The 13,708-nt window shown below is 36.3% G+C and carries 10 protein-coding genes; all 10 read right to left on the bottom strand.

Annotated features, from left to right (window positions below; genetic code table 11):
• Nucleotides 1-35: 35 nt before the first annotated feature.
• Nucleotides 36-404: an EamA family transporter gene (locus WA1_RS34360; protein ID WP_017743504.1), complete on the bottom strand. Its 369-nt coding sequence runs from the start codon at nucleotides 402-404 to the stop codon at nucleotides 36-38.
• Between the two features lie 79 nt (nucleotides 405-483).
• Entirely contained in the window at nucleotides 484-2,247 is a 1,764-nt protein-coding gene (locus WA1_RS34355) for a hypothetical protein (RefSeq protein ID WP_017743505.1), read from the bottom strand.
• A gap of 50 nt (nucleotides 2,248-2,297) precedes the next feature.
• On the bottom strand, nucleotides 2,298-3,242 hold the full coding sequence (locus tag WA1_RS34350) for a glycosyltransferase family 2 protein (protein WP_017743506.1): 945 nt from the start codon (nucleotides 3,240-3,242) through the stop codon (nucleotides 2,298-2,300).
• Nucleotides 3,243-3,913: 671 nt separating this feature from the next.
• The gene (locus WA1_RS34340; RefSeq protein WP_017743508.1) at nucleotides 3,914-5,752 is read right to left on the bottom strand and encodes a glycosyltransferase family 2 protein; all 1,839 of its coding nucleotides are present in this window, start codon (nucleotides 5,750-5,752) and stop codon (nucleotides 3,914-3,916) included.
• A gap of 143 nt (nucleotides 5,753-5,895) precedes the next feature.
• Complete coding sequence (locus WA1_RS34335; RefSeq protein ID WP_148662823.1) at nucleotides 5,896-7,965, bottom strand: glycosyltransferase family 2 protein; 2,070 nt, start codon at nucleotides 7,963-7,965, stop codon at nucleotides 5,896-5,898.
• A 54-nt stretch (nucleotides 7,966-8,019) separates the two neighbouring features.
• Entirely contained in the window at nucleotides 8,020-9,375 is a 1,356-nt protein-coding gene (locus WA1_RS34330) for a class I SAM-dependent methyltransferase (RefSeq protein WP_017743510.1), read from the bottom strand.
• Nucleotides 9,372-10,715 carry an ABC transporter ATP-binding protein gene (locus WA1_RS34325; RefSeq protein ID WP_017743511.1) on the bottom strand — a complete coding sequence of 448 codons (1,344 nt, stop codon included), beginning with the start codon at nucleotides 10,713-10,715 and terminating at the stop codon, nucleotides 9,372-9,374. Before WA1_RS34325 ends, WA1_RS34330 begins: the two co-directional genes overlap by 4 nt.
• A 332-nt stretch (nucleotides 10,716-11,047) precedes the next feature.
• Complete coding sequence (locus WA1_RS34320; protein ID WP_026134659.1) at nucleotides 11,048-11,893, bottom strand: ABC transporter permease; 846 nt, start codon at nucleotides 11,891-11,893, stop codon at nucleotides 11,048-11,050.
• Nucleotides 11,894-12,000: 107 nt separating this feature from the next.
• Nucleotides 12,001-12,777 carry a Uma2 family endonuclease gene (locus tag WA1_RS34315; RefSeq protein WP_017743513.1) on the bottom strand — a complete coding sequence of 259 codons (777 nt, stop codon included), beginning with the start codon at nucleotides 12,775-12,777 and terminating at the stop codon, nucleotides 12,001-12,003.
• Between the two features lie 17 nt (nucleotides 12,778-12,794).
• Complete coding sequence (locus WA1_RS34310) at nucleotides 12,795-13,517, bottom strand: Uma2 family endonuclease (RefSeq protein WP_017743514.1); 723 nt, start codon at nucleotides 13,515-13,517, stop codon at nucleotides 12,795-12,797.
• Nucleotides 13,518-13,708 lie beyond the last annotated feature (191 nt).

Here is a 13,708-nt window from a genome sequence, read left to right as displayed (position 1 = left end):
TTCCTTTCGGTCATAAAATAGAACAACGGCCAAACTTATTTTTGCCAAACAACTAATATCACTCCGGCCATAATTAAACCTAATCCTACGAAACGGCTGATAGGAATGTGTTCCTTAAATATAAAGTAACCCAATAATACAGAAAAAACATAGACCAGGGATACAGATGGACCGGCTATGCTGAGATTTACTCTAGTCAATAGAAGGATGTATGCTAAAGCGCCTAGCCCGTAGCTAGCTAATCCTACCAAGAGTTCAGGTATCGTGATAATACTTAGGATATGATTAATAGCATTATCAATGCTAACCCTTCCTAACTTTGTTGCTCCTGCTTTTAAGAAAAACTGACCTGCAACACTAGCTAGGACTGACATAAGCAGTAAAATAAATTCTTGCAGTGTCACAGAAATTACCTCACATTCATTAATAATAAATCAGGTTTCATGTAAATTTCGATGCTTAACTTTTAATTTTACATTTCACTTACTGCTTATTTTGCAAAGTGCTCGTACCGTTCAACTTATAGATATTTCCCGTGTAAGCATCAAATGCCCATGCATTTAGCTGAGTAGAGCCTGTTGGTAGTTCACCAGAAGAAAATGATGTTTGCCAACCTGAGTGTTTAAATGCACCATTATGTAAAACTTTAGCTACATCTGACCTTTTAATTCCCATATTATCAACTATTGCAAATATATTAGATTTTCCATTAACATCCTTATAAGTGAGAATGACAGAATCAGCAGGTTCTCCTCTATGAGGTAATATTGCCCACCCAGAAGCAACATATACATCTTGCTTAATCTTAGTTAAATTATCAAACCATCCGTAATTATCCTGTGCTTCCTCTTTATTTGTTTTGGCATCCTCAATAATTCTATTCTTTATTAAACTAGGTCTAAAAAAACCTAAACTGTCAAGTAAATTAGCTCTTTTTTTCAAGTTTGGAGCATCATAACTAGTAACTTTTTGAGTCAAACATTCTTCCTCTACCACATTTATAAATAATAAACATGCCTTACCCTGTAGTCTATTAATTCTTGTCTTCTTCATTCCCAGAAATGCTTCTACAGAAGTTTGCAGGTGCAAAAGTAAAAAAATGACAAACAGAAACGGAACAATTTTTTTAAACACATACTTAATTTTACTAAAATATTTGTGACTTTTAAGATGTTCAACAAGAATTACTAAAATGTGAATTAATGCAACAAGCAAGTATACAGAAAATGTCGTGTATCTTGAATCGAGTGATTGCCTTACGCCAAAGCCGACTCTTCCAGATGTAGTTATTAATCCACTAATGATCGTATATAAACCAATAGTTATCCAACCTGCTAAAGAATCTAGTAAAATCGTTTCTTTTAAAATAACTAAATAAGCTAATGCTGATGAAAAAAGTGCGAGCGAGATAAAGCCTACTAAAGTTGTAACTGTTAAAGTATCTATGGCACTACCAAAACCAAGTGGAGCACCCAGAAAAGATAAAAAATAATGAACGGCTTGTAACGGATGTGCAAGCGCCTCTGTAAATTTAGGATGATGTGCTGGCTTAACATAATTGTAAAAATAGGTAATTATGTTAATGGTAAAAGCTAACAACGAAACTAACACTAACCATTTCGTTCTTTTCAACAAGCTATTACGAGATTTAAATACTAGGATAGGGATAGCTAAGATCCAACAGAGTAAACCATTTGCATAGGAGAATGTGGCAATTGTACAAAGGCCCCAAACAATGAAAAATTTTATTTTTATATTCAAATGAGAATAAGCAGCGACTATACAAGTGGTCAAACAAAGCATAGGAATGAAAACAACAATTTGAATTCCCCATAACCAATTTTCATATTGAATAGGACTAAATATAAGCAAGTTTGAAACTGTTGCTATGAGTAGCTTCTTTTCTACACTAACAGGAACTGTTTTTCTACATAAAAGATAGATATTAATAGATACTAAACAAGCTAAAAAAAAGATAATTGACATTTCATATTTGACATTCCAATGTGTCCAATAGCCCAAAGCAATAAATATAAGCCTGGGAAAAAACTTTCTACTTTCATTATGCTGTGCGATTAAATCACTAAAACTAAGAGAACTATTCTCGATCTTTTCAAAAAGAGTGGCGATCGCCCACTGATCCCAGTACGGAAAATCGACACTGTAGTTAATTACTAGTATTCCAAGTACAAAAGTTGGCAAGATTGCCAATATAAACAAAAGAATTGTAGAGCGTTTGAAAACCATAGATATATTTCACCCTTAGTAATTTTGAATCAAATTCATTTTATATTTAGTTATTGCTCTTCTTCAAAACCTATTTTTTCATTAATTATATAGTATGGTCTTTGTTTAACCTCATCATAAATTCTACCAATGTACTCGCCAAGAATTCCTAAGAATAATAGTTGAACACCACCTATAAAAAAAGTTGACGTTAATCCGAATGCCCAATCTAAAAATTCTTGTTTTAAAATAAACTTAAAGTATAATCCAATTAAACCTAAAAAGAATGCAAAAATAGAGGAGATTAGCCCTAAAAAAGTAGCTATTCTAAGAGGAAGAGTAGAAAAAGAAAATATACCATCGAATGCTAACTTGAATAACTTGACAATTGATACTTTGGGTTCGCCTCGATATCTTGGTCCGCGTTCCACTAAAACACCTGTCTGTTTGAATCCTGCATAAGCTCTTAGACCACTGATATATTTATTTCTTTCAGGCATAGAACGTAAGGCAAGTATTACCTTTCTGTCCATTAGAGAGAAAATACCTGCGTATAAAGGAAGATTTAACGTAGAAAATAAACTTTGAAAGCGATAAAATAAGTTAAAAGCTATCCTTTTTAATAGTTTTTCCTTTCTTTTCTGGCGAACTGCGTACACAACTGCATAGCCTTCTTTCCACTTGTCAACAAAACTAAAAATAGCCTCAGGAGCATCTTGTAAATCCCCATCCATAAGTATGACTGCTGCTCCACAAGCATTATCAATACCTGCTGAAAGACTACATTGATGACCAAAATTTCTTGATAAATTTATAATTTTAATTTCTGGATTGTCAACACACAAATTTTTCAAAATTTCAAGAGAGTTGTCATAACTACCGTCATTAACAAATATCACCTCACTGAAACCTTCTAATTGCCTCAAAACTTTTGAAAGCCTATGCCATAACTCTGGAAGAACTTCTTCTTCATTAAAAATTGGTATAACAATAGAGTATTTAATTTTATTTCTCACTTTTTTATCCTCAATTTAAAAAATATCTAAAATTAGAAATTTTCAATCCCATCTGTTTATTTCGGCTAAATCATAATGAAATTTCAATAATTTTAGAAACTTCTTGTCAGAAGCTAAACTTACCACTTCACGAAGTATATATAATTGTCACTAATGTTGGCATAATGCCAAGTAAATATATTAGCAAAACTATCTACAAAAATTGTAAAATTTTAATAAATAGTAAAATTATTAGTTTACAACTATTTATTACTTATCAAAATTTAATTTAGATTTGTAACTCTATTAATGGTTTCATACTTCATACTTCATTCTACTATTTGAATTTTTGGTTTGTTGTTTAATCTAACAAACTGCTTTATATCTGGCTCATAGATCCAAGCTTTAATCACAGTTTCACCTATTGGTATTGAACGAAACGAGATATTGGCTTCCCATCCTGATTTCTCATAGAGACTTGAATTCAAGGCTTTAGATACATCAGGTCTATCTAATTGTACAATAGCACTTGCGAAATATGATTTATTACTTCCATAAGACAACCAAACTATCTTCGGTTGTTCTTGTCTTGCAGGTAAACTTGCCCAGCCAGATAGTTTAATATTACTATTTTTTTGATTTTTTAAAGGTTTATCTCCTGTTGCAGGACTATCAATATATCCATAATTGAACTACATATAGGGTGGGCAATAACTACTTAATTTATCAGAAATCGAGGCTAATGGAAAAATATTGGAAAGATGTGACAAATTAGAGTTATAGTAAGGATCTTTTTTTAATTCATTCAAGTAGTTGTTCCATTTCTCATTTAATAAAGTAAGTTCTTGAGATGGCAGACTTTTCTTACAGTTAACAGGTTTATAATGAGTAAGTTGAGCATAGGGCGTTATTACATTACGATACCCCATTTGATGAGCTTTGAGACACAAATCTAAATGACTGACATCTATAGATGAGAAACTTTCATCAAGTCTTCCTAATTCTTGAAAAAGTTCTTTTTTTATCATTAGGCAAGCGGCAGTGATAGCTAAACAATTTTTGTTAACGATATTGGAACAATGGTAGCCAGGAGCTTCGCTATCAAAACCACTAAAAGGATGATAGTAGTTACCTTCAAGAAAAACCACTCCAATATGGTGTATCTTCCGATTTGGTAGTAATATTTTAGCCCCAACTGCACCTATTTCAGTTTGTTGGGCAAGTTCTAGCATTGACTCTAACCAGTCAGAAGTTATCACTTCTACTTCTTCAGATAACAACAGCAAGAATTGACCTCTCGCCTTCGTAACTCCTATATTAATTTTCTCAGTTTTTTTTAAAAATTTATCACAGCGAATGATTTGCAAATTGGGTCTTTTAATTTCCTCCATAATTGATTCTGCAATATCAAATCCATCTACTACAACAATCTCATAGTTTCGATATGTACTTAACTGTTCGATGCTGCAAATACAATTTCTGATGAGAACCTGCAAATCAGAAGGTGTCGCAATTGCTTGTCCATTCCCAGGAATAATAATACTTATCAAAGGATTTCCAAGTATATCTCGTCGAATTCTATAGATACCTGGATTTGATGTTACTTCTACATGCCCAGGATATGGACTGCGCTCGATCATCGCTTCCAGAGCTTTTTTAGCTGCAGTGTAAGCCCAAGGTTTTGCTTGTGAACCAGCTGCAGCAGATGAAGGTATACTGCGCCAGTGGTAAAGAATTTTTGGGATATGATAGATGTTTTTAGTTTTTTCTATAACTCGTAGTACCAAGTCATAGTCTTGGGAACCGTCATACTGACGGCGAAAACCACCAATTTCACGGATAATTTTTGCTCGATAAACTCCTAGATGACAGGTGTACATACAGGAATAAAAATACTCTGGCGACCAGTCTGGTTTAAAATTTGGTGTAAAACGGTAACCCTTAGTATCTATTTTATCTTCATCACTATATATAAAATCTGCTTCTGGATACTTGTTGATGAGTTTAGCGTTTTCAAATAGAGCATCAAGAGTTAATTCATCATCATGGTCTAGAAGAACAATGTAATCTCCAGTTGCCATTTCCAACGCAGAGTTACTAGCCGATGAAATCCCTTTATTTTCTGAGCAAAAAACAACTTTCAATCGTGAATCGCGTTGACTGTATTCATCTAATACACGGCGAATATGAGGTTTTGTAGAGGCATCATCAGCAATACAAAGTTCCCAATAGGGATATATTTGATTTTGCACAGATTCAATCGCTTTCTTTAACCAATCCGCCTCTACATTGTAGACGGGCATAATGACAGAAAATTTTGGATGGATAAGCCACCCATCAATTTGTTCTTTAGCAGCAGCAATATCTTGCTTTGTTAACCGATTTCTTGCTACCCATTTTTGATAATCGCTTCTTACTTTTAAGGAGAATGCTATTCGTTGATATAAATATCTTAAAAGTCCTAGCGTACCTTTAATTTGCAACCAATATTTAAGTTTTTCAATTTTTTCATTAGGAAATAAAAGTTTCATCTTTCATTCAAGGTGATTAATGAAGAGATTCATTGTTTACTTCAACATCTTTCAGAGCTAACTCTACTCCTTATATAAAAGTTTCATAGCATCATCATTTGCTTGGTTTTTCAATTGCTTACAATTCCCCAATTTTAAATAATTCATATCTTGAGACTATAATCTTCATGTTTACAAGTTAGATTGATATTGTAACAAGGATCGCATTTAATATATTTTCTCCACTTGTTGTGCATATACTCAATCTCTTTACAAAATCGAGCTTGTTTTTCTGGTGTATCTTCATAACCTCGGCTTTTAGATTCATAATGATATAGTATGACATGAGGCAGATAAATATTCCTATAACCTTTTTCAAAAATTTTTAAACACAAGTCAACATCATTAAATGCTACTGACAGTTCCTCTTCAAAGCCTTCTACTGCTTCAAACACTTCACGTCTGCACATCAAACAAGCTGCTGTTACAGCCGAATAATTATTGACAGTTGAAAGTTGATTAAAGTACCCAGGCGCATCTGCTGGATAATATTTATGACTATGACCGGCTACTCCACCAATACCCATTACTACACCAGCGTGCTGAACTGTATTATCCGGATATAAAAGCAAAGCTCCTACAGAGCCTATAGAAGGTCTTTGAGCTTGTTCAATCATTGCGTTAAGCCAATCAGAAGTTATAACCTCTATATCATTATTTAAAAACAGGAGGTAATCGCCTTTTGCTTGACTTACAGCATAGTTATTAATTTTAGAAAAATTGAATGGTATATCAAGTGGAAAACATCTAAATTGATCTGGATACTTCTTTTGCCACTTTGCCAGTACTTCTACTGTCTCCTGTTCCTTACTACCATTATCTATAACAATGACTTCATAGTTTGGGTAAACTGTTTTTTCAAAAATAGATGTTAAACATTTATCCAAAACATCAGCTAAATCTTTTGTAGGTATTATGATACTTACTAGTTTATAGTCAAGTATTTTATATCGAACAACGTAATGCCCAACCAGATTTGCAGCCTGTATAACTCGTCCTGGCTCACCTCTTCGTTTCAAGGCATCTGCTAAAGCTCGTTCTGCTGCTATAGCAGCATATGGTTTGACATTAGCTACACACGAAGCAGATTCACAATGAATTCTCCAATGATAAAGGATTTTGGGTATATGAAAAATATTATTAGTTTTTTCTGTTAGCCTTAGAACTAAATCATAATCTTGGCTACCCTCATAACCTTCTCGAAATCGCTCTATTTGGTCTACCAAGCTTTTACGATAAACTCCGAGATGACAAGTGTACATCCGAGACAGAAATGAGTCAGGACACCAATCTGGTTTGAAAAAAGGCTCTTTCAGTTTATTATGCTCGTCAACTTTGTCTTCATCAGAATAAATCATATCAGCATCTGGATGCCGATTGAGTAGTAAAGCTACTTCATACAATGCATCTGGTGTCAGTACATCATCATGATCTAGTAAAGCAATAAATTCTCCAGTGGCAATTTCTATAGCAGAGTTAGAAGCCCGTGAAATATGACCATTCTCTTTTCTAAAAGAAACTTTTATTCTTAGATCTATAGCCGCATATTTTTCTAAGACTTGTTTGACATATGGTTCTGTTGAGCAATCATCAGCAATACACAACTCCCAAAAGGGATACACCTGCGATAATACAGATTCTACTGCTTGTTTCAAAAAACACTCAGGCGTATTGAAGACTGGCATAATAATGCTGATGATTGGTGTATAACTAAACACTTCTACAGTTTCAGCCATCTTTCGTAAATCTGCCTGTCTGGGGTAATTTTTATTCAGCCACTTTTGGTAATCGGCATCATCACTGCAAGGAATTTCTTGTGCGATCGCAACAATTGGATGAGTTACGTTATCTAGCTTTTGAGATGTCTTCTTAAGAATTTTAGCTAAAGCGTTGCGAGTTCCCTTTGTTTTGAAAACAGTCCACAAATGTTTTCCTTGTGAGATAAATTTAACACTTTCTGGATGAGTCGTGAAAGCAAATCCAAGAGCTTGTTGCCATCTACGATATACTGTTCCTAATGTCAAAGAAGTATCATCTTTTTTGACTACTTTTCCTTGACAAAAATGAGGATGCAATCGTTCTAATTCTGCCTGTGTTTGTTGTAATCGAGAGTGGCAGCGATTCAGTTCTTTTTGGTTAAACAGTAATTTAGACTGTGTTGCCTGATTCATCATTCACGCCCATCCCTTTTGACATGACAAGTGATTTTACTGATTCTTTAAAATATTTTAATCATTTTTCAACCCTAATAAGCTCTTCAACATAAACCAATTTTGTCGGATTTTCCAAAATTTACTACTTTCCATTGCCTGAACAATGTTTTGACAACGTTCCCAACCTGCATGAGCTTGTTGCAACTGAAGCTGTACCTGCTGTAGTTGCAATTGAGAATACTGTAGTTCCGCCTGAGTTTGTTGCAGTTCCGATGATTGAAAATGCTCTAGTTCCGCTTGCAGTTGTTGCAATTGCCATTGAGAATTCTCTAGTTCCGCTTGAGTTTGTTGCAGTTCCGATTGAGAATCCTTTAGTTCTACTTGAGTTTGTTTTATTTGTGAGTGAGCATCCTTTAGCTCCGCCTGAGTTTGTTGTAACTGAAAATCAACTCGCTCTAATTCTGTTTGTATGTGTTGCAGTTGAGTTTGTGATTGTTCTAAAGATTTTTGTTTTTCTTTAATCTCAACTTGAGAACGCTCTAATTCTGACTGCTTTTGTTGAATTTGTATTTGTGATTTTTCTAATTCAGTTTCTTTTTCTTGGAGTTCACTCTGTGATTGTTGTAGTTCCGAACGAATTTGTTCTAGTTCAGCATAAGAAGATTTTACTTCATTGACTAGCCTAGTATACTCTTCATTCAATGCTGCATACTTACCTTCCAAGGATAAAGGAAACGCTCTGATAACAAACTGCAAAGTGTCTGCTTCTTCATCTTGTTCCAGACTTTGAAGAATTTTAATATCAAAATTATTTGTATTAATATCTGGTAGCAATTCAGAGGCAGAACTAATTGGCAATTTTGTTCGTTCCATTACATCAATAAAATATCCGGAACTCTCCAACAATTCTTTAACAGTTCTATATGTAAAAAATCTGAGATGTGTATTATCTAGAATTCCTTGTGCCATGTACTCAAATCGCCCTTGTAGTAAAGCTAGCCGAATCGCTCCATGAGCAATATTTGGTATAGACACAACGACATATCCTTCTGGTTTTAATATTTGACGAGCCTGTTGTAATACACGCCAAGGATCGCGTAAGTGTTCTAAAACATCTCCAAATACAGCTACATCAAATGTTTGGTTTGGTAAAATCTCAACTAGAGATGTAAAATCTAAGTCAGCTACAATAACTTGTTCGCAATAAGACTTAGCAACTTGGGCTGCATTTGAGTTGATCTCGACTCCAGTTACCTGGCATCCTCTATGAGTTAGCCACCGAGCAAAATAACCAGTTGCACAGCCAAAATCTACAACTTGCTTGTTTTCTCCTACCAAGCGCAACATTTTTTTTACACTTAAGTTTTCACCTAAGTCGGCTTCCGATAAATCAGATAACGAAGGATAATCCTTTTCCCCACTACTACTCATGCAATCATACTCTCATCATAGGTTGCCAAAATTGGTAACATCTGCTGTGACACTTCAACGCCAATCGGTATATCAACCAAGGCATGAATACGCTTTCCTGTATCGGGAGGTAAAACTTGAAAAACTATTGCATTATCAACCCAATCAAAAGTCATTGCTGTATAGTTCTCTGCACCTGCTACAGTTAAACTATAGGAACCAGGACGCAAGGACAAATGAAATTTGAACTCAATGTGCAATCTAATTCCAGGCTCTAGCCTGCCAATTGGTCGGTTCTCTTCAATAGTGTTGCTACCAATCAGTTCGTTACCATTTTTATCACAAATAAAAAAACCAACAATACACCCTTGTAGAGGTTCGTAAACTTGGATATCTACAAGCAACGTGACTTGTTCATTAAATCCAAAAATAATAACCTCTCCAGTATTTTCTCCTGCTTGATTCAGCAATAAAATTTTCTCAATTAACGCCTTACGATTACCTCTGCGTGTTGGCTTTACTTTAACTATAGGTTTAGGAGGTTGTATTCTCTGTTGTGTAACAGTATTTTCCTTGACTTCAGAATTGGATTGTAGTTCCTCTTCCAGAGGTAATATTCCCAACTCTGTTTCTGTCACAAGTTTCATGTACTTTATAATGACATCATTAGGAAGACCCGATGTATAAATTTTTCCGTCATCGATCATTACGGCTGAGTTACACAAAGTCTTTATTGCTCCTGGATCGTGGGAGACAAATAAAGTTGTTACTCCAGAATCCATCAAAGCTCGCATCCGTCGCATAGAACGATGTTGAAATACCACATCTCCAACAGCCAATGCTTCGTCAACTATTAAAATTTCTGGATCGACATTTACCGCTACAGCAAAAGCTAAACGAACAAACATACCACTTGAGTATGTTTTTACAGGCTGGTCAATGAAATCTCCGATATCAGCAAATCCAGCAATCTCATCAAATTTATCTTCAATTTCTTGCTGAGTTAATCCTAATAATCTTCCATTAAAAAATACGTTTTGCCGTCCGGTAAACTCTGGATTAAACCCGCTACCTAATTCTAGAAGTGCTGATACTCTGCCCTTAACGTTTACTCCTCCTGTAGTTGGTGTTAGCGTTCCGGCAATTATTTGCAATAACGTGCTTTTCCCAGAACCATTGCGTCCTACAAGCCCCACAGTTTTTCCCTTCGGAATCTCCAAGTTAATATCTCGCAATGCCCAAAACTCATCAGATCTACTGTTGCCTGGTAACAAAAGTTCTTTTAGCCGATCTACAGGATGAGCATACCGCTTAAAGCACTTTGAGACATTTTTTAGGGAAATTGCAATTTCCTCAACCATGCTTGTGCTGTTAATCCTTAACTCTCACACCAAAATTTTAATCACATTCATCACATTGCTCTTGCTAAGTCCTTATACCAAATAATAAAGTGGCATTCCGATTAATTAACAAGATTTACTGTTTTCAACATCAATTATAATGCCATGGCACTGTTAAGGATGCCAGTTCTGTATTTTACCTACTGTTTTTGCATATACCTCCAAGCACAATACTTTTTTCATTATTACCTCTTAAGATAGATGTTTATTTTATGAAGTTTTGGTGAAAGAAAGTTTTCCAAATTTAATGATGATCCCGTTTCTATCCAGCGAAGTATTTTACACTTTTAACCTTATAACACATCTGCAAAAGCTGGACGCAAGCGACGGTAACACCATAATCCACCATGAAAGATACAGACAGCAATTACTGTAGCCATCCCCCACTCACCCCAATGCTTGACATTGCCTGCTAAGACTAAATCTCGGTAAACTTCTGCAATAGCCGCCATTGGATTTAACCAAAATACTAAAATTCGCCATCTTAGAGGAATAACATCAGATGGATACACGAGGGGCGTCAGATAAAACCAAAGATTTAGTATTACCCCCATAGTCTGAGGAATATCACGCAAAAACACAGTCAATGCTGCTGCTAAGTACCCTAAACCAGCCGTAAACAATAACTGTGGTAGCCATACCAAAGGTAACAGAGCAAGAGTCGTGTGGATATTATGAGAAATTACCGCTACAAAAAAAATCAATACCATGAGACCAAATGAACTTTCAATGAATGTTGATAAAATTGGCACTAATGGTAACAAAGCAATGGGAAATACCACTTTCTTCACTAAATTTGGCTGTATTACTACTGAATTAGCAGCTTGAATCAAACCACTGCTGAATGCGATCCACGGTAGTAGCCCTGCAAATAACCATATACCAAAGGTAAACTCGTTATCTGGTAAAGTTTTTAAGCTTAGCTTCACCTTAAGAACAATTGAGAATACGTAAGTGTATATCAATAACTGTGATAATTGATTCAACAAAGGCCAAAAGTTACCCAAGACGGAACCTTTGTACCTTGCCTCCAGATCGCGCCTTACTAGAGTCCTCAGCAAGTCAAACTTTGCCCACCAGCTATCACTAACTGGCAGTACTCGCCTTAGCTTTCCAGCCTTCCGTACTACTCCTCGCATGGTTGGCATCAATTTCAGCTTCCTCACTCACTACCTACACACCAAATTTCTTTCAATGAAGCTTACTTTCAATGAAAGTTCCTACTGTATAAGTTATTGTCCCACGTCTAGGGCAAGTTGTCCGGATCAATTCCCTGAGAGCGTAAATACTCTGCTAGTCGCTCTGCACGGTGGTGTTCTTGCTCTGCACGGTGGCGTTCTTGTTCCACAAGTTGACTTTCTTGCGCTGTACGTTCACTAGCTGTTGGTAGCCATTGCCCATTAACATCATACCAACGCAGCCATAAACCTTCTATCCCCTCATAAGAACCTTGCCAAACCCCCAGACCAATCTGTAATTCTTCTAAACACAACCGTTGGTCAGGTAACGATAGTTCTTTGTAACGAGTTCCCTCCAAACGAAAACCTCGCAATCGATTTGTATATCGATCAAATACAACGTAGTAAGGAATACGTAAAATTTGCTCGTAAACTTGCCACTTAGTTGGGGGCTTTTTCGCTTCCCTGAGAGTTTGTCCCAAATCTTCCTCTTCTGTACCAGGTGAAAGCAACTCAACAACTAACAATGGAGTAACTCCTTCTTGCCAAATTACGTAACTCAAGCGCAAGTCTTTTTGTTGTTGAGCACGAGCTACCCCCAAAACCACATACCAATCGGGTCGTTTATACCAGAGTGGATTCCGAAGATCGTAGTAAAGATTTAAGTCTGTAGCAAGTAAAATTTCCTCGGAGGGAAAATTACGAGGTTGGCAAGTTTCACTCAGCAATCTAGGCTGAAAAATATGAAATTCGTCTGGCAATCCGGTTTCTCCCACTAATTCACTTGGTAGATCGTACATTGTGGGTAGAATTTTCTGTGGTGGACAAGGCGGATTTTGATACATAGCTGTTACCTCTAACTTCAACTTCGATCCGGGTTGGTTAAACTTTCTGGAGCGATTCCCAACAATCGTAACTGCTCCGCTAACTGTAGCGATCGCATCCGTTCTTGTTCTAACAGCATTTCTGTCTCCGTTGCTCGTTTCTGTGCCGCGATCGCTGCTTCTTCTGGTGTCGGGACTAAATCCCCATCCCGTGTAAAATAACGAAGTTTCCCAGACTCCACACCCAAGTACAGACCTAACACTTGACTCCAACGCCATCCCCGTGCATCTGATACAATTTCCTGATACTGGTTACCCACCATCTCAAAACCCATAAACTCCAAACTTTCCGGTGAAAACCAAAAATACTCAGGAGTATGAAAACGATTTTGATATAAATTCTTCTTCAATTTTCGGTCAACATTTGCTGTACTGTCAGAAAGTAATTCAATAATTAAGTCTGGATAACGACCATCTTCCTCCCACACTACCCAGGAAGTACGGGGACGTTTTTCTGTTTCTTTCACCAAGAAAAAGTCCGGTCCTCTAAACTCTCGATTTTTCAACTGTTGGCGACTAAAGTAAACAGTTAAATTTGCACCAATAAAGAAATCATTCTGCTCGCGCCACAGCCACTCCAAACAACTTACGAGCAGCAGTAGCTGCATATAATGTAACGAACTTTCCATTTCTGGTTCATCACTTAATAACCGAGTCGCATCTGGCATCTGTTTTTCTAGCTGTTGCGCTGTGACAAACATTTGCTTGTACCTGCTTACTTATTCATCTCATTCTAGTACAAAAAGGCAGAGGGCAGAAGAGAGAAGGTAGAAGCTTTAAAAGCTTTTCTCATATACTTTTGACAGGTTTAAATGACTGGCTTATTTACGTTAGGCTGTACTAGTCACAAGCAGCTAACCACTATCTGGGCGCAAGGCCGCCGCGCCCCTAC

Origin of the sequence: Scytonema hofmannii PCC 7110, assembly GCF_000346485.2 — a bacterium.
Taxonomy (GTDB): domain Bacteria; phylum Cyanobacteriota; class Cyanobacteriia; order Cyanobacteriales; family Nostocaceae; genus Scytonema; species Scytonema hofmannii.
The sequence above is the reverse complement of the archived record's forward strand: the minus strand, read 5'-3'. Positions and strand labels throughout refer to the sequence as shown.